This is a genomic window from Mycobacterium sp. NGS34, from assembly GCF_059812845.1.
Map to the genome: position 1 here is coordinate 206,222 of NZ_JCALDM010000003.1, position 21,956 is coordinate 228,177.

The following is a 21,956-nucleotide window of genomic DNA, read 5'->3' on the forward strand; positions in this document are numbered from 1 at the left end:
CGACAGGAAAGAGGATTCGCCGTGGCCAGTACCGAGGTGGAGCACTACAACGGCGTCGACGTCGCCGAGGTGCCGTCGGCGGCCTGGGGGTGGAGCAAGATCAACGTCCGCACCTGGCACGCGGTCGGGGTGTTCGCCGTCATATTCCTGCTGGCGATGATGTGGGGCAACCACGTCGGCCACGTCGAGAACTGGTTTTTGATCGGCTTCGCCGCCCTCACCCTCGTCGTGCTGGTGCGCGACCTGTGGGGGCGCCGCCGCGGCTGGATCAGGTAGCGCTAGCCGCCTCGTGCGCCGGCGTGGCCCGGTGAATGCGCACGTCACCCGAACCGCTGCGCACGGTTAGCGTGAACTTCTCGTCGCCCTGCTGCGGGCCGTCCGATGGCTCCAGCTCGCTGCTGACGACACCCGATCCGGTGACGATGTCCAGCCGGACCGCGGTGCCCTCGGCGATGCCGACCGCGACCTCGCCGCTGCTGGCGTGGGCCGACACCCCGCCCCGGACGGCGGCCGCGACGTCCACCGACCCCGATGCGGTCCGCGACTTCACGTAGCCGCTCAGCCGGTCGACGCTAAGCGAGCCGCTGGCGGCCTTGAACTTCAAATCGCCGTCCAGGTCCCCGACCGTCACGTCGCCCGACGCCGTGGCGATCGACGCGCCGCCAGCAACCGCGTACACGCCGATGGACCCGGATGCGGTGTTGGCCTTGAACTTTCCCGTCACCGAGTCCACCTCGGCGTTGCCGCTGGCCGACGCGACGCGGACATCGCCGAACTCGCCCTCGGCGCGCAGGTCGGCCGACGCCAGCGACGCGTGCAGCCGCGACCGTGCGGGCAGCGCGATGTCGATGTCGACGGCGGCGTCCCGGAAGAGCGTCATCGCGCGCTTGGCGCCGGAGACGATGAGCTTGCCGTCGCGGAAGTCCACGCGGGTCTGCTCCGCCGCGGAGACGTCGGCGCTGCACGATTCGTCGCGGGGCCGCACCTGCACGACGGTGTCGGCGCGGTCGGTGGCCACGAGCCGGATCGAACCGTTCCTGGCCTCGATGCTCACGGCGATCGGCTCGGGGGTGGCGAACGTCGGCATTGTGATCTCCTTCGATGGATGGTGTGTTCGGTGGTGTCAGCGCACCCAGCCGGTGACGCGGTGGCCGGAGGTTCGGCCGGAGTGGCTCTTGGCGGCCGCCTGACCGTCGCCGTGGCTGGCCATGGCGGCCGCACGCACCAGCCAAGCGTTCAACGACGCCCCGTCGCGGCGGGCGGCCGACTCGACCGCCGACCGCAGCCCCTCCGGGAGGCGCAGCGTGACCCGCCAGGTGCCGCCGTCGTCGTCGTATTGCGCGACGAACGCGCGGTCGTCGGGCGCCTCGTCTTCCCAGCCGCTGACGATGAACTCGGGGTCACGGCCGCGCAGCCGTACCTCGACGGACCCGGGTGCCAGGTCGCCAGTGATCTCCTCGGCGGCGGCCGACAGGGCTTCCAGCAGCGCCAGCCGCATCGCCGCGTCCAGCGGCGCGGTCAGCCGCCCGGCCAGCTCCTGCGCCTCCGCGCCGGCGGCCGCCGCGGCGTTGAGCAACTCCTGGCGGACGGCGTCGACGTACGGTTGCAGATCCATGGTGTCATGGTGACACCACTTTGGTGTCTCTGCAAGTGTCGCGGTGGTGTCGGCGCCATGCGGCGGCGGCCGCGCCGACCACGATGACGGCCAGTGCCACCGCCCAGGGCAGGACTCCGTGTTGGTGCACCCAGCCGGCGAGCGCCCCCTGCAGGCGGCCGGCGGCACGGATCACCGCGTCGTCGGGATTGGCATTGGTGTTGAACAGGCGCAGCTCGTAGACGCCGTAATAGCCGACGTACGCCCCCACCAGCACCAGCAGCGCCCCGCCGATCCGGCTGACCAACGGCAGGACCCGCTGCAGCCGGTCGGCCAGCGCCGAACTCGCCGTCGCCGCCGCGACGGCCAGGGCGCCCACCACCAGCGTCAGCCCCGCGACGTAGGCGAGGTAGACCGAGACGCCGGTGGCCGGCGAGCCGCCCCGCAACCCGGCGGCGGTGACGGCCAGGAACGGCCCGATGGTGCACGACAGCGATGCGATCGCATAGCTGACGCCGTAGGAATACATGGAGCCCAGCCGCACGGTCGGGGCCCATTGCGGGCCCACCCCCCGGGGGGTCAGCGCCGTCAGCTCCCGGCCCGAGAGCAGCCAAACCCCAAGCGCGACAAGCACAATGCCGATGACCACGGTCCCGTAGGGCAGGTATCGCTGCACGGTCGAGGCCGCCGATATGGTCAGCGCGCCGAACACTCCGAACACCGTCAGGAAGCCGAGCGCCATCCCCACGGTGGCCGCGACGGCGCGGCCCACCGCGCCGAGGGGGTTGGTCGCCGATCGCCCGCGCACCACGAGGAGCAGGTACGCGGGCAGCATGGCGAACCCGCAGGGGTTCAGCGCGGCGACCAATCCGGCGGCGAACGCCAGACCGACCAAACCTCGATCCACGGGATCAGCGCAGCGCGGCCACCCGGCCGGCCAGCTCGTCCTGCGGCATCGCCGAGGTGGGGTTGTTGACGAACGTCGAGCTGCCGTCGGCCCGGTAGAACACGTAGGCCGGCTGCCAGGGGACGTTGTAGCGGGCCCAGATCGAGCCGTTGGCGTCGTTGAGGGTGGTGAAATTCAGGTTGTACTTGGAGACGAAGTTCTGCATCGCCCCCACGTCCGAGTGCGCCGCGACGCCGACGAAGGTGACGCCCGGGTTGGCGGCGGCCACCTGGCTGACACCGGGGGCCTCGGCGTTGCAGAACGGACACCACGGCGTCCAGAACCACAGCACCGCCGGTTTGCCCTGCAGGCTGGCGCCGTTGAACGGCGCCCCGCTGAGCGTGGTCGCGGTGAATTGCAGGCGGTCGTCGGCGGCCGCGGAGCGCGGCGCGTCGGCGAGCCCGAATATCAGGGCCGCGGCGAAAAGCGCCGCCGCCACTAGCTTGAGCGGGGTCAAGAACCGAGCGATCATGGCATCACCTCGTTTGCTGGTGTTATGCCTAAATGACGCGGTGGACGCCTTCGCGGTTCATATCACCAGCTACCCGCCTTCGGCGGCCAGCTGCCCGCAGGCGGCGCTGATCTCACGCCCGCGCGTGTCGCGCACGGTGCAGGAAACCCCGGCGGCCCGGACCCGGCGCACGAACTCGCGCTCGACCGCCTTCGGGCTCGCGTCCCAGTCACTGCCCGGCGTGGGGTTCAGCGGGATCAGGTTCACGTGCACCAGCGGGCCGAGCGCGCCGTGCAGCCGCTTGCCCAGCAGGTCCGCGCGCCAGGGCTGGTCGTTGACGTCGCGGATCAGCGCGTACTCGACCGAGACCCGCCGGCCGGTCACGTCGCCGTAGTAGCGGGCCGCGTCGAGGGCCTCGGCGATCTTCCACCGGTTGTTGACCGGGACGAGCGTGTCGCGCAGCTCGTCGTCGGGCGCGTGCAACGACAGCGCCAGGGTCACCCCCAGCCGTTCGTCGGCGAGTTTGCGGATCGCCGGCACCAGGCCGACCGTGGACACCGTCACCGAGCGCGCCGAAATGCCGAAGCCCTGCGGCGGCGCCTCCGTGATGCGCCGGACCGCGGCCAGCACCCGGTTGTAGTTCGCCAGCGGCTCCCCCATGCCCATGAAAACCACGTTCGACAGCCGGTCGCCGAACTCGTCGCGCAGCTCGGCCGCGCCGGCGCGCACCTGCTCGAGGATCTCGGCGGTGGACAGGTTCCTGGTCAGGCCGCCCTGGCCGGTGGCGCAGAACGGGCAGGCCATGCCGCAACCGGCCTGCGACGAGATGCAGACCGTGTTTCGGTCCGGGTAGCGCATCAGCACCGACTCGACGGTGGCGCCATCGAGGGCCCGCCACAACGTCTTTCGCGTCTGCCCGGCGTCGCAGGTGACTTCGGCGGCGGCCGTCAGCAGGTTGGGGAACATCGCCTCGGCGATCGCCTCGCGCATGGCCACCGGGAGGTCGGTCATCTCCCGGGGATCGGCGATCAGCCGGCCGTAGTACTGGTGCGCGAGCTGCTTGGCGCGAAAGGCCGGCAGGCCCAGCTCGGCGACGGCCGACGCGCGCCCGGCGGCGTCGAGGTCGGCGAGGTGCCGCGGCGGCTTACTCGGGCGCGGCTCGGTGAACACCAGTTGTTGGACCATTACCTGTCCAGTATCGGCCACGCCTGGCCGATGGTGGCGACCCGCTGCGCCCGGTTACGCCGCGCTTGCGATCGCCACTAGCGCACGAGCGTCAGTATCGTCCACGCCGCGACCGCCGACGGGAGCACGCCGTCGAGGCGGTCCATCAACCCGCCGTGACCGGGCAGCAGCCGACCCATGTCTTTGATGCCGAGGTCGCGCTTGATCTGGGACTCCACCAGATCACCCAGCGTGCAGGTGATAACCAGGACGACACCCAGCAGCGCACCGACCCAAAGTGGTCGGTGGGCCAGGAACGTCGCGGTCAGGATCGCGGCGGTGATCCCGAAGACCAGCGACCCGGCCAACCCCTCCCACGACTTCTTGGGGCTGATCGCGGGGACCATCGGATGCTTGCCGAACAGCACGCCCACGGCGTAACCGCCCGAGTCGGACGCGACGACGGTGATCATCAGGCAGAACACCCGCCCGGCGCCGTCCGTCGGGTAGACAAGCATCGCGGCGAAGGAGGCGAACAGCGGGACCCAGGCGGCCAGAAAGACGGTGGCGGACGCGTCGCGCAGATAGTTCGCCGAGGGCGAACCGGCCCACGGCTCCGGCGGCTTGCTGTTGTCCTGCATGAACAGCCGCCACACCATGCAGGCCACGACGGTGGCCCCGAAGCCGGCCACCGCACCGGCCGAACGGTACGGCCACGTCAGCCATAGGGTGACCTGGCCACCGATCAGCAGCGGGATGAGCGGGATGACGTATCCGGCCTCGCGCAGCCGGCGCACCACCTCGTGGCTGGCGACCAGAATGGCCGCGGCGCAGTACAGCACCCAGACGCGGGGAGCGAAGATCAGCGTCACGACCAGAACGGCGCCGATGCTGACGCCCACCGCGATCGCGGCCCGCAGATCGCGCCCCGCCCGCGACGTCTTGGTGGCCGGCTGCTGCACCGTACCCTTGGGCGGACGCGCGGGTTCGTCGGGCGGGTTGCCTGCGTCGGTGGTTGCCACGGACATGATTGCTGAGCGGCCGCTAGACCTCCAGCAGCTCGCCTTCTTTGTGCTTGACCAGCTCGTCGATCTGGGTGGTGTACTGATGGGTGGTCTTGTCCAGGTCTTTTTCCGCCCGGCCGACCTCGTCCTCCCCGGCTTCGCCGTCCTTGCGGATTCGGTGCAGCTCCTCCATCGCCTTGCGGCGGATGTTGCGCACCGACACGCGGGCCTCTTCGCCCTTGTGCTTGGCCTGCTTGACCAGCTCCCGGCGGCGTTCCTCGGTCAGCTGCGGCACGGCCACCCGGATCAAGGTGCCGTCGTTGGTGGGGTTGACGCCAAGGTCGGAGTTGCGGATCGCCGTCTCGATGGCGTGCAGCTGGCTGGCCTCATAGGGCTTGATGACGACGAGCCGCGCCTCGGGGACGTTGATGCTGGCCAGCTGCGTGATCGGCGTGTTGGTGCCGTAGTAGTCGATGACGATCCGGTTGAACATGCCCGGGTTGGCGCGACCGGTTCGGATGGTTGACAGGTCGTCGCGGGCTACGGCGACGGCCTTCTCCATCTTCTCTTCCGCGTCGAAGAGAGCTTCGTCAATCATCGCGTCTTCCCCTCAGTGGTGCTCAGGTCGTAACCAGCGTTCCGATCTTCTCACCAGCGACCGCACGAGCGATATTCCCATTGGTCAGCAGGTTGAACACCAGAATCGGCATGCCATTGTCCATGCACAGGCTGAAGGCCGTGGCATCGGCCACGCGCAGCCCGCGGTCGATGACCTCGCGATGGCTGATCGCGGTGATCAGCTCGGCCTCGGGGTGGTGCCGCGGGTCGGCGGAGAACACGCCGTCGACCGCCTTGGCCATCAAGACCACCTCGGCGCCGATCTCCAGCGCCCGCTGCGCGGCCGTGGTGTCCGTCGAGAAGTACGGCAGGCCCATGCCGGCCCCGAAGATCACCACCCGGCCCTTCTCCAGGTGCCGGACGGCGCGCAGCGGAAGGTACGGCTCGGCGACCTGACCCATGGTGATCGCGGTCTGGACCCGCGTGACGATGCCCTCTTTTTCCAGGAAGTCCTGTAGGGCGAGGCTGTTCATGACGGTGCCGAGCATGCCCATGTAGTCCGACCGGGTGCGCTCCATGCCGCGCTGCTGAAGCTGCGCGCCGCGGAAGAAGTTGCCGCCCCCGATCACCACCGCGACCTGCACGCCGCCGCGGACCACCTCGGCGATCTGGCGGGCGACCTGCGCCACCACGTCGGGATCGAGGCCGACCTGGCCGCCGCCGAACATTTCACCGCCGAGCTTGAGCAAGACTCTCGAATACTTGGATCGGCTCTCCGGCTGGCCGGAAGCCCCATTCGTCGGCTCCGTCATCAGACTCCTCGCATGAGAGTGCCATCCCGGGGCGAACTCATCCGGAACGGCATTTCACATCCTGCCTCATCGCAACACAATGTTGCCCCGGCGGGGTGCATTATCTGCGCAGTTGGCGATTCGGGTGAATTCGGTTTCCTTCCGGTGCCGGATGTTTGAGCGGTCGCCGCGGCGGGGAATCCGCACCAACGCGGGGGGCGAACCACGGTCTTGAGAATAAGGACCATGCCTCGCCGTGTGATGGGCCGATCGCGTGCGCGGTCGGCGTTGAGCGGGAAATGCTCAACCACGTACGCCAATGAGGAGGAATAGATCCATGGCGGACCACAATTCGGGACCAGCCGAAGCCGTTAAGGGCGTCGTCGAGGACGTCAAGGGCAAGGCGAAGGAAGCAGTCGGCGCGGTGACCGGTCGTGATGACCTCACGCGCGAGGGCCAGGCCCAGCAGGACAAGGCGGAGGCCCAGCGCGACGCGGCGAAGAAGGAAGCGGAAGCCGAGGCCGCGCGAGGCGGCGCCAAGGCGGCCGAGGAGCGCCAAAAGGCCAACCAGTAGCTTGTCGCTGCAGTGGGTCCGGTCCGTGAAAACGGGCCGGACCCATTGACTTTCCCGGGCCAGAGTATTGATCCTGCGCACACGCGCAATAAACTTTGCTTGGTTTGCTCTGAATCGGGTACTCAGCGCTGCGCTGGCAGACATCTCACCGTGAGGTGCCTACGGGTGGGGGGCGATGACAGACTCACGAGTTTGGAGATGTCGTTGGAAGTTTTACTGCTCACCGAGGCAGACGATTTCGAATCGTTCTTGCCCACCCTGAGGTCGTTCACGCAAACGGTGCGGCGCGCCCGCCTGACCGGCCATATCGACGGGCATCACGGCGGCGCCGACGTCGCGATCATCGACGCACGCACGGACCTCGACGCGGCCCGGGATGCCTGCCGTCGCCTGACGGCCGACGCGCCGTCCATCGCGGTGGTGGCCGTGGTGGCACCGGCGGCCTTCATGGCGGTGGACGTGGACTGGCACTTCGACGACGTGCTGTTGGCCGCCGCCGGGGCCGACGAACTGCAGGCCCGGCTGCGGCTGGCTATCTCGCGGCGGCGCAGCGCGATGGCCGGCAGCCTGAAATTCGGCGACCTGCTGCTGCACCCGGCGAGCTTCACGGCCTCGATGAACGGCCAGGACCTGGGATTGACCCTCACCGAGTTCAAGTTGCTGAATTTCCTTGTGCAGCATGCCGGCCGGGCGTTCACGCGCACCCGGCTGATGCACGAGGTGTGGGGTTATGACTGCAACGGCCGCGTTCGCACGGTCGACGTTCACGTGCGGCGGTTGCGCGCCAAGCTCGGCGAGGAACACGAAGCGATGATCGACACCGTTCGCGGTGTCGGCTACATGGCGGCCACGCCGCCGCAACCGGAATGGATTCTCAGTGGCGCGACGCTCACCCCGGTCTGGACGTCGACGGCGCGGCCCGCCACGGATCACGTCGCGCAATAGTGTTGCCGCGCAGCGGCTTTCGCGAGCCAATCAGGCGAACAGCGGTAATGCCCGCTTGCGCGCCAGCGCGTCCATGCCTTCCTGGATGGCACCCTCGACCTCCTGGTACTTGCGGTCGATGTACTCGTCGTCGTCGGCGCGCGCCGGATCGTGGTCGAGCTCGATGGCGGGCATGAAGCGGGTCCTGATCTTGGCCGGCAGCGGAAGCTGCGGCAGCGCGGCCGGGGCGATGCCCCACGGCAGCGAAACCGCCAGCGGGAACACCTTGAGCCGCAGCAAGCGGTCGAGTTTGAGCGCCTTGGACAGCCGGTCGCCACGAATCAGCACCGGCATCGCGTCCGCGCCGCCGACGGTCGCGATCGGCACGATCGGCACGCCGGCGCGAATGGCCATTTTCACGAATCCCTTTCGCCCGGCGAGGTTTGCGCGATCGCGCTCACTCCACGGACGCAGCGAGTCCACTTCCCCACCGGGCCACAGCGCCACGTCGCGGCCCTCGGCCAGCGCCGTGGCGATCGCGTCCGGAGCGGCCGGCAGCACGCCCATGCACCGGAAGTACCGCCCGAAGAGCGGGATGGCCATCAACGCATCGTGCGCGGTGCCGTGCAGCGGGCGGTCCTGGCCGAAGCGCCGCCACCATTGCAGGCCGACGGTCCAGGCGTCCCAGACGAACGGGGCGCCCGAGTGGATGCCGACCAACAGGGCCGGCGGCTCAGGGATGTTCTCCCAGCCGTCGATCTCCATGCGGAACCAGTAGTCCACCAGCACATTCCAGAAAAACTTCTGGCGCTGCAGCGTCGTCTCGTCCTGACCTCTCAGGTCCCATTGGCCGGCGCGCTTGGCCAGCCAGCCGCTGATACCGCCGTCCTGCCGACTGCGCCGCTCGTCCATGGTTACGCGCGCCCGCCGGGCGTGGAGCTTGGCTTGCGCACGTACTTCCGCTGGTCTGTGATCGGGGTTACTCATGGGTTTCGGGTACCCGATTCCGGCGCGCGGGATTCCCGCATACGCAAATCTCCCCGCGCTATCGGGGTAGCGCGGGGAGATGCTTGCAACCGGATCAGGCGTGCGGCGCCGGGGCCGGCGGCTGGCCGGGTGCCGGGCTCGCGTTCGGCGGTACACCGGGCGAGGAGCTGCCGGGCACATTCGACGTCCACATCAGGATGTCCTGCAACCCGTCGTTGTAGACGACGCCGTTCGGCGGCGCGCCGGTCACGTCGAAGTACAGGGTGCCGGTCGATTCCTGGCCCTGCGGGATCGGCGCCGGGTTAAGGCTGCCGGGAGCCCCCGCCTTGTCGATCAGCTTGTAGGTCTGACCGTTGGGCCCACGGGCGCTGAAGTCCTTGACCATCGGGGTGACGAGTCCGGCGTCCGACCGGGCGGTGATGTCCGCCTGGTAGAGCGTCCCCTTCGGGGTGTAGCCGGGGATCGTGACGTTGCTGGGCTGCAAATTGCTCACCGTGTAGTTGGTGATCATCGGCCCGTCGACGAGTTGCTCGCTGGTGCCGAACCCCTGGATGTTGGGCGCAGCGGAAGCGGTTGCAGCTGCCAAAACGCCGGCAGCCGCGATGCCGCCGGCAGCAATTGCACTCTTGACGGTTGTTCTGGTGACCTTCATGGTTTTCCTTTCGTGTCGAACACCCACGCAGGGCGATAACCGCACTGGGCTTCGCATAACCCTTCGGTCCCGGCGCTAAACACAGATGGGTCACACCGCAGCGCTTTTCGCGCCACAGAATTCACATGGGCATCATTGGTTGCCATCGCCCGGTGATTATTTGCGTCGGCACGGGGTAGCCGCAGCCTGAGAACGAAAGGGGAAGTGGCAATGGCGTTTTCGGCTCAGCAACAAGCCGCTCCGGGCATTCAGGCACAAATGAAGCCCATTCCGGACTGCGGCGAAAAGAGCTACCGCGGCACGGGAAAGCTCACCGGCAAAAGGGCGATCGTCACCGGCGGTGATAGCGGGATTGGCCGCGCGGTCGCCATCGCGTTCGCCCGCGAAGGCGCCGACGTGCTGATCTCCTACCTCAACGAAGACGACGATGCGCGCGACGTGGCCCGCTATGTCGAAGACGCGGGCCGCAAGTGCGTGCTGGTCCCGGGTGATCTGTCCGACCCGGCCCATTGCCGCGCCGTGGTCGATCGGGCGGTAAAGGAATTCGGCGGCGTAGACATCCTCGTCAACAACGCCGCCTACCAGATGATGCACAAGGACCTCGAGGAGATCAGCGACGAGGAATGGGACTACACCTTCCGGCTCAACGTGGGCGCGTACTTCTACCTCGCCAAGGCGGCGCTGCCGCACCTGCGCCCCGGCTCGTCGATCATCGGGAGTTCCTCGGTCAACTCCGATTCGCCCAACCCCACCCTGGCGCCCTACGCGGCGACCAAGGCGGCCATCGCCAACTTTTCGGCCAGCCTGGCGCAGTTGTTGGGCGACAATGGAATTCGTGTCAACAGCGTTGCCCCGGGACCGATCTGGACACCGCTGATCCCGTCGACCATGCCCCCGGACAGCGTGGCATCCTTCGGCGAGAACGTGCCGCTGGGGCGCGCCGGCCAGCCGGCCGAGCTGGCACCCATCTACGTGCTGCTGGCCTCCGACGACGCGAGTTACATCTCCGGGGCGCGGGTGGCCGTGACCGGCGGGCGGCCGATTCTCTAGCGCGAACCGCGTTCAGGATCCCCGGTTTTCGCCCAGCTCCTCGACGATCGGGCTTCGGCGGAGGACTTCCCGGCGCCTCCGTCGTCCCGGTCGTCGGCGATGGTCACCTACGACGCGACCGTGGCAGTCGGGGATGCCCGACGAATGTCGGCCTAAACACGCCGAATTCAGCGGCCCCGCACCCGCCGGTTCTCCTTCACGATCGCGTCAACGAGCTCCGGCTTGCTCATCGACGACCGACCGCGCACGTCGAGCCGGCGCGCCACGTCGAGCAGGTGCTTCTTGCTGGCGTTGGCGTCGACACCCTCGGCCGAGCGGCCACTGTTACGCGGGCCGCCGCCCTCGGCCAGCTCGTCCGACGAGCCCTTCTCCTCTTTGGGCTCCCAGTGGTCGCCGACCTTTTCGAAGCTGTGCTTGAGCGCCGAGTACGCCACCCGATGGGCGCGCTCCTCATCGCCGTACTGCTCGGCGGCCGAGTCGTGGGTCTTGGCGAACGTACGTTGCGCTTTGGCGTCGGAACGTTGCAGGGTGCTCGGCAATTCGCCCTGTTTGGGTGCGCCGGCCTTCGTTGCCTTGGGCATCGAAGCTCCTGGTGTCAGCCCTCGGTGATCTGCTGCGCCTTGGCGTAGGCGAGCTGCAGGAAGTCCGCGCCGGCCAGGGCGGTGAAGGTTCCCGCGATCAGGCGGGTCAGCCTGGGCGCGAAGATCAGCCCGATGACGAACGCGGTGGCCACCCACATGTCCAGGCAGAAGGGGCAGGTCAACAGCTCGCCCAGGCTGTGGCGCAGCGCGCTAGTGTGCCGGGTCTCCTCCATCACCTCGGCCGGGCCGCCAGTACCCGCGTAGTGCGCGAAGGGCGCCCGCAAGGGGCTGGTCACCGCGTCCTTGGAGATCGTGCGCGACAACTTGTGGGTGCCGATTGTGACGGTGACGAGGTCCTGCAGGCTCCAGCGCTGCGGCAGCCTGCGTCCGGTGGCCGCGGCCAAAATGCCCGTGAGCGCGACCAGCAGGCCGTAAACGCCCAGGACCACCGAGTAGCCCTCCAGCGGGCGGGGGTTGTCCCCGCGGTACGCGTCAGCCTCGCGCCGCGCACGCTCGGCCATCCGTTCGGTAACTTCGGTTGCTTCGCCCATGGGCGTGGGTTACCCCTTTGCGGCCGGGAAAATCACGACGGGGCCGCACCGGCCAGCGTGCGCGGCGGGGCGCCCGGGATATGTCAAGATCGCTGACATGGGTGGTCAGGTTGAAAACGCTCCGCTCGGTTACCTGCTGTACCGGGTGGGAGCCGTGCTGCGGCCGGAGGTTTCCGCGGCGCTCGGTCCGCTGGGCCTGACGCTGCCCGAATTCGTTTGCATGCGCATCCTTTCGATGCACCCCGGCATGTCCAGCGCGGAGTTGTCCCGGCACACCAACGTCACACCGCAGGCGATGAACACCGTGCTGCGCGGGCTGCAGGACGTCGGCGCGGTGGAACGGCCGGCGTCGGTGTCCTCCGGGCGGGCGTTGCCGGCCACCCTGACGGTTCAGGGCCGCGCGCTTTTGAAGCGCGCGGAAGCCGCGGTCCGGACCGCCGACGCCCGGGTCTTGAGGAAGCTGACCGAGGCGCAGCGGGGCGAGTTCAAGCGCATGCTGGAAAAGCTCGGATCCGACTGACGCGCTACGTCAGTCCGTCCTGACCGTTTTCGCCGAAGATTCCGGACGGCCCCCCTAGTCCGGCGCTGCCGGTGGTGGTGTGGGCGATCCCGGCGTTGCCGCCATTGCCGCCGTCGCCGACGCCCACACCGCCGCCACCGGCACCGCCGTTGCCGGCGGTTCCCCCGGTGGTGGTGAGCACGGCGGCATTGCCGCCGGCACCCCCGGCACCGCCGTCGCCCAACCACTGGCCGGCTTGGCCGCCATTCCCGCCGCTACCCCCGGTGCTGGTGGCGGCATAACCCTCCCCGCCGAACCCACCGGTTCCACCGAAGCCGATCAGGCCCGCGTTCCCGCCGTTCCCGCCGGCCCCGCCGAACCTGCCGGATCCGCCGTCACCGCCGACCCCGGCGCCGGAGAAGAACGCGCCGGCGTTGCCGCCGCCCCCGCCATTAGCTCCGGTGCCCAGATTCGGTCCGGCCCCGCCGGCGCCTCCCGAACCGCCGCCGCCGAACAGCAGGCCGGCGTTGCCGCCGTGCCCACCGGCGCCAGCAGTACCGGACACGGCCCCGATCCCTCCCGACCCGCCCGCCCCGCCGGCGCCACCGGCTCCGGCCACCAGACCGCCGGCGCCGCCCGCTCCGCCCGCGCCACCGGCCGCGGCGGTGGTCGCGGCGCTCCCGCCGGCGCCGCCGTGGCCCCCGCCGGCGCCGAACAGCCCGCCCAACAGACCGCCGGTCCCGCCGGTCCCGCCGGCCCCGGAGGTGCCGGCCTTGCCCATTCCGCCGGCCCCGCCGTCACCGCCGGCGCCGAACAGCCCCCCGGCTCCGCCGGTCCCGCCGGCCCCGCTAGTGGCGCCGGTAACCAGCGCGCTGCCGGCGCTGCCACCACCCCCGCCGTTGCCCCACAACAGCCCGCCGGCCCCGCCGGCACCCCCCGCCCCGGCCGTGCCGGTGGTTGCGTATCCGCCAGCGCCTCCCGCGCCGCCGGTGCCGATCAGCCCGCTTTGTCCGCCCGCTCCGCCGGTCAGACCGGTCGCGCCCGACCCGCCCAGTCCGCCGTCGCCGAATAGGAACCCGCCCGGGGCGCCGCCCAATCCGCTGCCGGCGGGCGCGTTGGCGCCGTTGCCGATCAGCGGGCGCCCGAAGAGCAGATCGGTGGGGGCGTTGACCGCGCCGAGCACCCACTGCTCCACCACGTGCGGGAGCGCAGTGTTGACCGGTGCGTTGAATCCGTCCGCCCCGAACACCAGCCCGCTGCCGCCGCCGGCACCGGTGGCACCGGTCGTCAGGCCGAGGCCGCCGTTGCCGCCGTTGCCGCCGTTGCCGAGCAGGACGGCGTTTCCGCCGGCCCCGCCCGCACCGCCGGCCGCCACCAGCGCGCCGTTCCCCCCTTCGCCGCCGGCACCGCCGATGCCGAGCAACAGGCCGGCTTGGCCGCCGTTCCCGCCCACACCGCCGCCGGTAACTCCGGTCCCGCCCGCACCGCCTATTCCGCCGTCGCCGACAAGGCCGGCGCTGCCCCCGGCGCCACCCGCACCACCGGCACTGACTGCGCCGTTCCCGCCCACGCCGCCGGCTCCCGCGTTTCCGAGCAGCATCGCGCCGTTGCCCCCCACGCCGCCGCTACCGCCGGCAAAGCCGCCGGTCCCACCCGTCCCGCCGGAGCCCCCGTTGCCCAGCAACAGCCCGGCATTGCCGCCGTGCCCGCCGACGCCGCCCGTGGCGCTGGTACCGGTAGCGCCGCCGCCCTGGCCGCCGGCCCCGCCGCTACCCAGCAACGCCCCGCCAGACCCACCGACGCCGCCCGCGCCACCGGTACCGGCGATGGCTATTCCGCCGGCGCCGCCGTTGCCGCCGCGGGCATCGAGGAGCCCGCCGAGCAGACCGCCGGCCCCGCCGGCCCCACCGGTCCCACCGGTTTGGCTGCCAAAGCCCCCGGCCCCGCCGTTGCCGCCGGCGCCGAACAGCCCGCCGGCCCCGCCGACACCCCCGGTCCCGCCCGCGTTGGCGCCGTTGCCTGCCCCGCCGACCCCGCCGGTTCCGCCGGGACCAAACAAGAGTCCGCCTGCGCCTCCGGCCCCGCCGGCACCGACGGTGGTGGCGCCGGCGATGGACCCGCCGGCCCCGCCGGCGCCGCCGCTGCCGAACAGCCCGGCGGCCCCACCGGCGCCGCCGTTTTGGCCCGCGGCGCCCGACCCGCCAGCCCCGCCGGCACCGATCAGCCACCCGCCCGCCCCGCCGGCCGCCCCGGTCCCCGGGGCCCCGTTGGCGCCGTTGCCGATCAGCGGGCGCCCGGTGTATTGCAGGAACGGCGCGTTGATCGCCTGGAGGACACCCTGCGGCGTCGGCAGCGGGGGCAGACCCAGGTTCGCCAGGGTCTGGCCGGCGTTGGCGATCTCGGTGCCGAGGTAGCTCGCCGCGCCGGTGTTCAACAGGGTCGCGAACTGCGCGTTGAACGCGGTGGCCTGGGTTAGGAGCGCCTGGTAATCCTGGGCAAACGCGTTGAAGATCGCCGTGATCTCGGCCGATATCTCGTCGGCGGCCGCCGCGGCCACGCCGGTCGTCGCCGGCGCCGCGGCGGCGTGGGCCGCGCTGAGCGCCGAGCCCAGATTCTGCAGATCTGCGGCCGCCGCGGTCACAAACTCCGGCGCTGCGATGACAAAAGGCACGGGCTACTCCTTAACCCTTAAACTCACCTGGCTACTGCCAATCGATGCGCCCACGGGAAAGTGAGCCTGACTAATATATAGTCGGACGCGTTAATTAATGTCGAATTTGCGCCGAAATTCTTTTATTCGTAACGCATTTGCGCATTTTCACGCCTGGATGCGGGCCCACGGCCGGGCCTCTTCGAGCTCGTAGGCCAGCTCCAGCAGCAGCGACTCCTGGCCGAGGTCGGCCGAGAGCATCATGCCCACCGGCAGGCCGTCGGCGGACTGCGCCATCGGCAGCGAGATCGCGGGCTCGCCGGTGACGTTCTGCAGCGGGGTGAACGAGACCCAGTCGATCAGCCGCTCGATGACCTGGTGGTAGTCGGTGGGTGCCAGGTGCCCGATGCGGGGCGTCTCGTCGGCGAGGGTGGGCGTGAGCACCGCGTCGTGGGTGCCGAAGAACCGCGCGGTGCGCCGCCGGGCCCGGCGCAGCCGCATGATCGCCAGCGGCAGCCGGTGCAGGTTGCGGGTGCAGTGCCGCTCCAGGCCCAGGGTCAGGCTGTCCAGCCGCGCGCGGTCGAACGTCTTGCCGAACATCCGCGGGCCGCCGCGGACCTGCGCCAGCGCCAGGAAACCCCAATACAGCACGAAGTCGTCGACGAAGCTGGCCGCCACCGGCGGCTCGTCGATGTGCTCGACGCGGTGGCCCAGCTCCTCGAGGAGCGCGGCCGACTTGAGCGTCAGCTCCCGCACCTGCGGGCTGCTCTCCCGTTGCACCGATCGGGTCAGCACGGCGATCCGCAGCCGCTGCCGGCCGGGCCCGGTGACGTCGCCGACCGGCGCAAGCTTGTGGTTGCGCCAGGCGCGCTCGGCCTCGCGGTAGAACGCCGCGGTGTCGCGCACCGACCGCGTCACCACGCCGTTGGCGACGACGCCCACCGGCATCCGGCGCAGGTGCGGGTCCAGCGGCAACCGGCCGCGCGACGGTTTCAGCCCGACCAGCCCGTTGCAGGCCGCCGGGATGCGGATCGAGCCGCCACCGTCGTTGGCGTGCGCGATCGGCACCACCCCCGCGGCGACGAACGCGCCGGACCCCGACGACGAGGCGCCCGCGCTGTAGTCGGTGTCCCACGGGTTGCGGACCGGACCCAGGCGGGGGTGTTCGGCGGACGCGCTGAACCCGAACTCCGACAACTGCGTCTTGCCGACGGGCAGCAGCCCGGTGTCCAAAAACACCCGGGTGAACTCGCTGTCAGTCGTGGCGTTCCACGGCCGCCACGCGTCCGTGCCGTGCATCGTCGGCTGACCGGCGATGTCGATGTTGTCCTTGATGAACGTCGGCACGCCTTCAAAAAACCGCGAGAAGCCGTCCGGCGGGGCGGCCGACGCGGCGGCGCGCGCCTGGTCGAACGCCGCGTACGCCAGGCCGTTGAGGGCCGGGTCGACGGCCTCGGTGCGGGCGATGGCGGCCTCGATGACCTCGGCTCTGCTGACCGAGCCGGCCCTTAGGGCGTCGGCCAGGCCGACCGCATCGAGATCACCGAGGGCATCGTCGCCGAAAGCGTGCACGCGTCGCATGACACGACGCTAGCCGCTCGCGCTTTGCGGCTAGGCCTGGCCCACCTCGAAGCGAACGAACCGCGTCACCGTGACGCCGGCCTCGTCGAGCAGGGCCTTGACGGTCTTCTTGTTGTCGGACACCGACGGCTGCTCGAGCAGCACCGTGTCCTTGAAGAAGCCGTTGAGCCGGCCCTCGACGATCTTGGGCAGCGCCTGCTCGGGCTTGCCCTCGGCCTTGGCGGTCTCCTCGGCGATGCGCCGTTCGCTGGCCACGACGTCCTCGGGCACGTCGTCGCGGGACAGGTAGCGCGCCTTGAGCGCCGCGATCTGCAGCGCGACGGCGTGCGCTGCCTCCTGGCCGTTCGCCCCGCTGTACTCCACCAGCACGCCGACCGCGGGCGGCAGGTCCGCCGCGCGCTTGTGCAGGTAGGTCTCGACGGTGCCGTCGAAGAACGCCACGCGACGCAGCTCGAGCTTCTCGCCGATCTTGGCCGACAGGTCGGCGATGGCCTGCTCGACCGTCGTGTCGCCGGTGCTGGCCGCCTTCAGGGCATCGACGTCGGCGGCCTTGGATTCGGCCGCAGCGGCGACGATCTCGTCGGCGAGCTTCTGGAACTCGGCGTTCTTGGCGACGAAGTCGGTCTCGGAGTTGAGCTCGATCAGCGCCCCGCCCTTGGCCGCGACCAGGCCCTCGGCCGTCGCCCGCTCGGCGCGCTTGCCGACGTCCTTGGCGCCCTTGATCCGCAGCGCCTCGACGGCCTTGTCGAAGTCGCCGTCAGTTTCGGCCAGCGCGTTCTTGCAGTCCAACATGCCGGCGCCGGTCAGCTCCCGAAGCCGCTTGACGTCGGCAGCGGTGAAATTCGCCAATGGTCAGCCTTCCTTAAGAGGGGTCTGCTGTTGATTCGGTTGCGCCCGCGTCGGCGGGGGCGGTGGCCGTCGTCGTCGCGGAGGCCAGCAGCTCCTGCTCCCATTCGGCGAGCGGCTCGGCGGACTCCGCCTCGGGCTTGCCGTCGCCGCGGCCCACGCCGGCGCGGGCCTGCAGGCCCTCGGCGACCGCGGAGGCGATCACCTTGGTCAGCAGCGCGGCCGAGCGGATCGCGTCGTCGTTGCCCGGGATCGGGTAGTCGACCTCGTCGGGGTCGCAGTTGGTGTCCAGGATCGCGATGACGGGGATGCCCAGCTTGCGGGCCTCGCCGACGGCGATGTGCTCCTTGTTGGTGTCGACGACCCAGATCGCCGACGGCACCTTGTTCATGTCGCGGATGCCGCCGAGGCTGCGCTCCAGCTTGTTCTTCTCCCGGGTCAGCATCAGGATTTCTTTTTTGGTGCGACCCTCGAAGCCACCGGTCTGCTCCATTGCCTCGAGTTCCTTGAGGCGCTGCAGGCGCTTGTGCACGGTGGAGAAGTTGGTGAGCATGCCGCCCAGCCAGCGCTGATTCACGTACGGCATCCCGACCCGGAGGGCTTCCGACGCGACGGACTCCTGGGCCTGCTTCTTGGTGCCGACGAACATGACGCTGCCGCCGTGGGCGACGGTCTCCTTGACGAACTCGTACGCCTTGTCGATGTAGGTCAGCGTCTGCTGCAGGTCGATGATGTAGATGCCGTTGCGGTCGGTGAAGATGAACCGCTTCATCTTGGGATTCCAGCGACGGGTCTGATGCCCGAAGTGGGTGCCGCTGTCGAGCAGCTGCTTCATGGTTACGACAGCCATTGCCGCCATTCCTTTGTTGTCGGTTGTCGCCCGGCATCGGGTGAGGCCGGGCCCTGGCGCCTGCTGAGATGTCGAACCCTTACTCGGGACCGCTCGGCATCCGGTTGTTGTGCAGACACGCGAAGTCAGCCCGTTTACACGGACCGCGGAAAGGAGTTTACACCGTTTCGCCAGGTGCTTTGTCCACAGCGCTGGCTGGCCGGATCGGCGCCGCGGCGCTGAACTGATCCGGTGCGGTGGATGGCGGTGGTGCTGATGCTGGGGCTGGTCAGCGCGGTGCCGGCGGTCGCCGACGACATGCGACTGGATTGGCCGCTGCGGCCGCCCCCGGCGGTCGCCCGGGGATTCGACGCGCCCTCGCCCGACTGGCATCCCGGTCACCGCGGCGTGGACCTGCCCGGGAGTTCAGGTCAGCCGGTGTACGCCGCCGGCGCGGCGACCGTGGTGTTCGCCGGGGAGCTGGCCGGCCGCCCGGTGGTGTCGCTGGCCCATCCCGGCGGCCTGCGCACCAGCTACGAGCCGGTGCGGGCGGCCGTGCGGGTGGGTCAGGCGGTGACGGCCGAGACGGTGATCGGCTCGCTGGTGGCCGGGCACGCCGGCTGCCGGGGCGCCGCGTGCCTGCACTGGGGCGCGATGTGGGGCCCGGCGTCGCGCGCGCAGTATGTGGACCCGCTGGGGCTGTTGAAGTCCACGCCGATCCGGCTGAAGCCGCTGGGCGGGTGAGCCCCTCAGGCGCGTGGGTGGGCCTGGTCGTGCACCGCCCGCAGCCGGGACACCGCGACATGGGTGTAGAGCTGCGTGGTCGCCAGGCTCGAATGGCCCAGCAGCTCCTGGACGACGCGCAGGTCGGCCCCGCCTTCGAGCAGGTGGGTGGCCGCGCTGTGGCGCAACCCGTGCGGCCCCATGTCGGGGGCGCCGTCCACCGCAGCGACGGTCTGGTGCACGACGGTGCGCGCCTGGCGCACGTCGAGCCGCCGGCCGCGCGCGCCCAGCAGCAGCGCCGGCCCGGACTCCGCGGTCGCCAGGGCCGGGCGCCCGTTGGCCAGCCACGCCTGCAGCGCATCGGCGGCCGGCGCCCCGAACGGCACGGTGCGCTCTTTGTTTCCCTTGCCGAGGACGCGAACCAGCCGATCGCCGGCGTGCACGTCGTCGACGTCCAGGCCGCACAGCTCGCTGACCCGGATCCCGGTGGCGTACAGCATCTCGACGATCAGCCGGTCCCGCAACGCCAGCGGGTCCCCTTGTTGGGCACCGGATTTCGCGGCCGCCATGGCCTGCAGCGCCTGATCCTGGCGCAGCACCGACGGCAGGGTCCGGTGCGCCTTGGGCACCTGCAGGCGCGCGCCCGGGTCCGCGGTGAGCAGCCCGCGCCGCGCCGCCCACGCGGTGAACGCCTTGACCGACGAGGTGCGACGGGCCAGCGTGGTGCGGGCCGCGCCGGCCCCGGCGCCCGAGGCCAGCCACGCCCGCAGCACCGGCAGGCTCAACGCCTCGAGACCCCGGCCGTCGATGAATGCGAACAGCGAGCGCAGGTCGCCCAGGTACGCGCGGCGGGTGTGCGCCGAGCGCCCGCACTGCAGCGCCAGGTACTCGTCGAACTCCTCGAGGACGGCCTCCACGCCCTTACGGTCGCAGGCGGGGTCGGTTCGGCTCAGCTGACGCGCCGAAGCGTTTCCGGGGTGAGATCTTTGAGCGTCGGATAACCGTCGACGGCCATGATCAGGTCGGCCTCGGCCAGCATGGTGCGCAGCACGTGCACGAGGCCGTCGACGCCGCCGAGGGCCAGGCCGTAGGCGTACGGGCGGCCGATCCCCACCGCGGTGGCGCCCAGCGCGAGGGCCTTGATGATGTCGGCGCCGCTGCGGATGCCGGAGTCGAAGAGCACGGGCAGCCCGCCGGCCGCCTCGACCACGCCGGGCAGGCAGTCGATCGCGGGCAGGCCGCCGTTGGCCTGCCGGCCGCCGTGGTTGGAGCAGTAGATGCCGTCGACGCCGCCGTCCCGGGCGCGCCGGGCGTCGTCGGGGTGGCAGATGCCCTTGACCAGCAGCGGCAGGTCGGTCAGCGAGCGCAGCCAGGGCAGGTCGTCCCAGGTCAGCGCGTTTCCGAACAGCTGTATCCAACGCAGCACCGCGCCCTGCGCGTCCTCCTCCGGCGGCCGCGGCAGGCCGGCGCGGAACACCGGGTCGCTGGTGTAGTTGGCCAGGCAGTGCCCGCGCAGCTGGGGGAAGTTCGAGGTGCTCAGGTCGCGCGGACGCCACCCCGTAACCCAGGTGTCGAGGGTGACGACGATGCCCTTGAAACCGGCGGCCTCGGCGCGGTTCACCAGGCTGGCGGCCAGGTCGCGGTCGGTCGGTGTGTAGAGCTGGAAGAAGCCGGGCGTGTCGCCGAGGGCGGCGGCGACGTCTTCCATCGGGTCGACGGTCAGCGTGGAGGCCACCATCGGGACGCCGGTCCGGGCGGCGGCGCGGGCGGTGGCCAGGTCGCCGTGGCCGTCCTGGGCGCACAGGCCGATGACGCCGATCGGCGCCATGAACAGCGGCGACGGCAGCGTCATGCCGAACAGGTCGACGGACAGGTCCCGCTTCGCGGCGCCGACGAACATGCGCGGGATCAGGCCCCAGCCTTCGAAGGCCGTGCAGTTGGCCCGCTGGGTGCGCTCGTCGCCGGCCCCGCCCGCGACGTAGGACCACACCGACGGCGGCAGGGCGGTGGCCGCCTTGGCTTCCAGCTCCGCGAACGCCATCGGCAGCGGCGGGACGATGCCGGCCAGCCCCTGCAGGTAGATCTCGTTCTGGTAGTCCCCGAAATGCGCCATGCCCGTCCTAAGCCCCCGCCTCGGCCTCGGCCAGCTCCTTCTTCCACTGCCGGAAGGTTTCCTCGGTGCGGCCGCGCCGCCAGTACCCCGAGATCGACGACGCCCACTTCGCGTCCACGCCGCGCTCCTTGCGGACGTAGGGCCGCAGGTTGTGCATCACGGCCTGCGCCTCGCCGTGGATGAACACGTGCACCTGCCCGGGCAGCCACTGGGCGGTGGTGACCGCCTCGATCAGCGGCGCGAAGTCACCGGCGCGGTCCTCGGGCACCAGGTCGGCGCGCCCGCCGCGGTAGACCCAGCTCACCTCGACGCTGTCCGGCGCCGTCAGCGGGATCTCGTCTTCCTGGGCGGCGACCTCGATGAACGCCTTGCCAACGGCGTTGGGGGGCAAGGCTTCCAGGGCCGTGGCGATGGCCGGAAGCGCCGACTCGTCGCCGGCCAGCAGGTGCCAGTCGGCCGCCGGGTCGGGGGTGTAGGCGCCGCCGGGTCCCATCAGATAGATCGGCTGGCCGGGTTGGGCCGACGCCGCCCAGGCGCCCGCGACGCCGTGCTCGCCGTGCACGACGATGTCGATGGTGAGCTCGCCGGCGGCCACGTCGACGTCGCGCACGGTCATGGTCCGCACCGACGGCTTTTTCTCCGGTGGCAGGTCGGCGAAGCTGTCCAGGGTCAGCGGCCGCGGCAACGCCGCCATGTCGACGTCCTCGGGAACGAAGGCCAGCTTGACGTACGAGTCGGTGAACTTGCTGGGCGCGAACGTGTCGAAGTGATTGCTGCCCAGCACGACCCGAACCATGTGCCGGGTGAGCTGCTCGGTGCGAGCTACTTCGAAGCTTTGTAGAGGTCGACCTGCCACTTGTCCTCCTGTCGGGGCCCGACCCCCCGTCG

General features: G+C 70.6%; 24 protein-coding genes and 1 pseudogene. 6 read left to right on the top strand and 19 right to left on the bottom strand.

Annotated features, from left to right (window positions below; translation table 11 throughout):
- Positions 1-21: 21 nt before the first annotated feature.
- Positions 22-276: a DUF2631 domain-containing protein gene (locus tag AC5Y7V_RS09895; RefSeq protein WP_499879868.1), complete on the top strand. Its 255-nt coding sequence runs from the start codon at positions 22-24 to the stop codon at positions 274-276.
- Here the strand turns inward: AC5Y7V_RS09895 and AC5Y7V_RS09900 are convergent.
- The 8 genes from AC5Y7V_RS09900 to pyrH all read right to left on the bottom strand — a co-directional run bounded on the left by AC5Y7V_RS09900 (position 269) and on the right by pyrH (position 6,529).
- On the bottom strand, positions 269-1,087 hold the full coding sequence (locus AC5Y7V_RS09900; RefSeq protein ID WP_499879869.1) for a DUF4097 family beta strand repeat-containing protein: 819 nt from the start codon (positions 1,085-1,087) through the stop codon (positions 269-271). The two genes, AC5Y7V_RS09895 and AC5Y7V_RS09900, sit on opposite strands and share 8 nt — an antisense overlap.
- Before the next feature lie 36 nt (positions 1,088-1,123).
- The gene (locus AC5Y7V_RS09905; protein WP_499879870.1) at positions 1,124-1,615 is read right to left on the bottom strand and encodes a YlcI/YnfO family protein; all 492 of its coding nucleotides are present in this window, start codon (positions 1,613-1,615) and stop codon (positions 1,124-1,126) included.
- 4 nt (positions 1,616-1,619) lie between these two features.
- On the bottom strand, positions 1,620-2,501 hold the full coding sequence (locus tag AC5Y7V_RS09910; RefSeq protein WP_499879871.1) for a cytochrome c biogenesis CcdA family protein: 882 nt from the start codon (positions 2,499-2,501) through the stop codon (positions 1,620-1,622).
- Between the two features lie 4 nt (positions 2,502-2,505).
- Positions 2,506-3,012, bottom strand: coding sequence for a disulfide bond-forming protein DsbE (gene dsbE / locus AC5Y7V_RS09915; RefSeq protein WP_499879872.1), 507 nt, complete (start codon positions 3,010-3,012; stop codon positions 2,506-2,508).
- A gap of 69 nt (positions 3,013-3,081) precedes the next feature.
- Positions 3,082-4,176: a dual-specificity RNA methyltransferase RlmN gene (gene rlmN, locus AC5Y7V_RS09920; protein WP_499880165.1), complete on the bottom strand. Its 1,095-nt coding sequence runs from the start codon at positions 4,174-4,176 to the stop codon at positions 3,082-3,084.
- Positions 4,177-4,253: 77 nt separating this feature from the next.
- A complete protein-coding gene (locus tag AC5Y7V_RS09925) occupies positions 4,254-5,177 on the bottom strand; it encodes a phosphatidate cytidylyltransferase (protein WP_499879873.1) in 924 nt (307 codons plus the stop codon).
- Positions 5,178-5,199: 22 nt separating this feature from the next.
- On the bottom strand, positions 5,200-5,757 hold the full coding sequence (gene frr / locus AC5Y7V_RS09930; protein WP_499879874.1) for a ribosome recycling factor: 558 nt from the start codon (positions 5,755-5,757) through the stop codon (positions 5,200-5,202).
- A 22-nt stretch (positions 5,758-5,779) separates the two neighbouring features.
- Complete coding sequence (gene pyrH, locus AC5Y7V_RS09935) at positions 5,780-6,529, bottom strand: UMP kinase (RefSeq protein ID WP_066930239.1); 750 nt, start codon at positions 6,527-6,529, stop codon at positions 5,780-5,782.
- Positions 6,530-6,845: 316 nt separating this feature from the next.
- On the opposite strand from pyrH, the gene mbp1 reads away from it, so the two are divergent.
- The gene (gene mbp1 / locus AC5Y7V_RS09940; protein WP_499879875.1) at positions 6,846-7,082 is read left to right on the top strand and encodes a microaggregate-binding protein 1; all 237 of its coding nucleotides are present in this window, start codon (positions 6,846-6,848) and stop codon (positions 7,080-7,082) included.
- A gap of 198 nt (positions 7,083-7,280) precedes the next feature.
- Positions 7,281-8,027 (top strand): winged helix-turn-helix domain-containing protein, encoded by a 747-nt coding sequence (locus AC5Y7V_RS09945; RefSeq protein WP_499879876.1) that lies wholly within the window; start codon positions 7,281-7,283, stop codon positions 8,025-8,027.
- Positions 8,028-8,057: 30 nt separating this feature from the next.
- On the opposite strand, the gene AC5Y7V_RS09950 is transcribed toward AC5Y7V_RS09945, so the two are convergent.
- Together AC5Y7V_RS09950 and AC5Y7V_RS09955 are read right to left on the bottom strand one after the other, a co-directional pair.
- Positions 8,058-8,993 carry a lysophospholipid acyltransferase family protein gene (locus tag AC5Y7V_RS09950; RefSeq protein WP_499879877.1) on the bottom strand — a complete coding sequence of 312 codons (936 nt, stop codon included), beginning with the start codon at positions 8,991-8,993 and terminating at the stop codon, positions 8,058-8,060.
- A gap of 94 nt (positions 8,994-9,087) precedes the next feature.
- Positions 9,088-9,645, bottom strand: coding sequence for an MPT63 family protein (locus AC5Y7V_RS09955; RefSeq protein WP_499879878.1), 558 nt, complete (start codon positions 9,643-9,645; stop codon positions 9,088-9,090).
- 210 nt (positions 9,646-9,855) lie between these two features.
- Here AC5Y7V_RS09955 and AC5Y7V_RS09960 point away from each other — a divergent pair, with 210 nt between their 5' ends.
- Complete coding sequence (locus AC5Y7V_RS09960) at positions 9,856-10,695, top strand: SDR family oxidoreductase (protein WP_499879879.1); 840 nt, start codon at positions 9,856-9,858, stop codon at positions 10,693-10,695.
- Positions 10,696-10,862: 167 nt separating this feature from the next.
- Here AC5Y7V_RS09960 and AC5Y7V_RS09965 read toward each other — a convergent pair whose 3' ends face one another.
- Together AC5Y7V_RS09965 and AC5Y7V_RS09970 are read right to left on the bottom strand one after the other, a co-directional pair.
- Entirely contained in the window at positions 10,863-11,276 is a 414-nt protein-coding gene (locus tag AC5Y7V_RS09965; RefSeq protein ID WP_499879880.1) for a ChaB family protein, read from the bottom strand.
- Positions 11,277-11,290: 14 nt separating this feature from the next.
- A complete protein-coding gene (locus AC5Y7V_RS09970) occupies positions 11,291-11,827 on the bottom strand; it encodes a DUF1360 domain-containing protein (protein ID WP_499879881.1) in 537 nt (178 codons plus the stop codon).
- A gap of 97 nt (positions 11,828-11,924) precedes the next feature.
- Here AC5Y7V_RS09970 and AC5Y7V_RS09975 point away from each other — a divergent pair, with 97 nt between their 5' ends.
- Entirely contained in the window at positions 11,925-12,347 is a 423-nt protein-coding gene (locus AC5Y7V_RS09975; protein ID WP_499879882.1) for a MarR family winged helix-turn-helix transcriptional regulator, read from the top strand.
- A 4-nt stretch (positions 12,348-12,351) separates the two neighbouring features.
- Here the strand turns inward: AC5Y7V_RS09975 and AC5Y7V_RS09980 are convergent, their stop codons facing one another.
- The 4 genes from AC5Y7V_RS09980 to rpsB all read right to left on the bottom strand — a co-directional run bounded on the left by AC5Y7V_RS09980 (position 12,352) and on the right by rpsB (position 18,253).
- Complete coding sequence (locus AC5Y7V_RS09980; RefSeq protein WP_499879883.1) at positions 12,352-14,997, bottom strand: PE family protein; 2,646 nt, start codon at positions 14,995-14,997, stop codon at positions 12,352-12,354.
- A 147-nt stretch (positions 14,998-15,144) separates the two neighbouring features.
- Positions 15,145-16,557, bottom strand: a complete 1,413-nt coding sequence (locus tag AC5Y7V_RS09985; RefSeq protein ID WP_499879884.1) for an amidase — start codon at positions 16,555-16,557, stop codon at positions 15,145-15,147.
- Positions 16,558-16,587: 30 nt separating this feature from the next.
- On the bottom strand, positions 16,588-17,406 hold the full coding sequence (gene tsf, locus AC5Y7V_RS09990; protein WP_499879885.1) for a translation elongation factor Ts: 819 nt from the start codon (positions 17,404-17,406) through the stop codon (positions 16,588-16,590).
- A gap of 13 nt (positions 17,407-17,419) precedes the next feature.
- Entirely contained in the window at positions 17,420-18,253 is an 834-nt protein-coding gene (gene rpsB, locus AC5Y7V_RS09995) for a 30S ribosomal protein S2 (RefSeq protein WP_499879886.1), read from the bottom strand.
- Between the two features lie 270 nt (positions 18,254-18,523).
- Between rpsB and AC5Y7V_RS10000 the strand changes: the two are divergent.
- Positions 18,524-18,967: pseudogene (locus AC5Y7V_RS10000) on the top strand (M23 family metallopeptidase); the annotation flags it as partial.
- 14 nt (positions 18,968-18,981) lie between these two features.
- On the opposite strand, the gene AC5Y7V_RS10005 reads toward AC5Y7V_RS10000, so the two are convergent.
- Genes AC5Y7V_RS10005 through AC5Y7V_RS10015 form a run of 3 tightly spaced genes read right to left on the bottom strand, consistent with a single transcriptional unit; the run spans position 18,982 to position 21,924 of the window.
- Positions 18,982-19,872 carry a tyrosine recombinase XerC gene (locus AC5Y7V_RS10005; protein WP_499879887.1) on the bottom strand — a complete coding sequence of 297 codons (891 nt, stop codon included), beginning with the start codon at positions 19,870-19,872 and terminating at the stop codon, positions 18,982-18,984.
- Positions 19,873-19,904: 32 nt separating this feature from the next.
- Positions 19,905-21,068, bottom strand: a complete 1,164-nt coding sequence (locus tag AC5Y7V_RS10010; RefSeq protein WP_499879888.1) for a lactate 2-monooxygenase — start codon at positions 21,066-21,068, stop codon at positions 19,905-19,907.
- A gap of 7 nt (positions 21,069-21,075) precedes the next feature.
- Complete coding sequence (locus AC5Y7V_RS10015; protein ID WP_499879889.1) at positions 21,076-21,924, bottom strand: siderophore-interacting protein; 849 nt, start codon at positions 21,922-21,924, stop codon at positions 21,076-21,078.
- Between the last annotated feature and the right edge of the window lie 32 nt (positions 21,925-21,956).